The organism is Achromobacter semiaridum (assembly GCF_053543755.1).
Genome location: NZ_JBLVOL010000033.1, coordinates 96,339 through 96,927, shown reverse-complemented (window position 1 = coordinate 96,927; position 589 = coordinate 96,339). Strand labels below are relative to the sequence as shown.

At 64.0% G+C, this 589-nt stretch carries 1 protein-coding gene; it reads right to left on the bottom strand.

Annotation, left to right across the window (positions count from 1 at the left end; genetic code table 11):
• Positions 1-568: hypothetical protein (locus ACNPP0_RS10860; protein ID WP_448705862.1), on the bottom strand; the 568-nt coding region annotated here is incomplete at its 3' end.
• Positions 569-589 lie beyond the last annotated feature (21 nt).

The window sequence follows — 589 nt, the reverse complement described above, 5'->3', positions numbered from 1 at the left end:
CACCCGCGGCCGGGTAACCCGCAGCCGGCGCTCCGGCCGTGGCCGTGGTCGGCGCCGCCTGTGCGACCGCCGTCGTATCAAACCGGTGATCGGCCGTCGTCAGGGCAGGATTGGTGCACAAGCCTTGCGCCACCAATGCCGCCTTCGTGCGGTCGTCGGTCTGGCACAGGATGTCGATAGCCGCCGTTTCCAGCCGGCGCGAACGATCAGCGTCCTTGGTCGACGCGGCAGCCTGCATCGTGCGTTCAAAATTGCGCCGCAGGCTGCACTTCTGGTCTTCGATCGGAATGGCCACGTTCATGCCGAAGCCCACCACGGACCCGCCGCCACCGGCGGACACCATGCAGCTATCGGACGAAAACGAACCATAAAAACTCTGGCCACCAACCGGGGGCACCGTCTTCACGGTGCTGGATCCGCTGTTGTTCGAATTCAGCGTAATGCCCTGGTTGTTGCCGGCGTTGGTTGCCCCCGACGAAGCGGACGTCGTGGAACTTGAATTGCTGGTCTGTGCAACGGCCGAGCCGGCTGCAAGCGACAGCGTGATGGCAAACACGATTTTCTTCATGATGTCCCCTCGAGCGGGCGG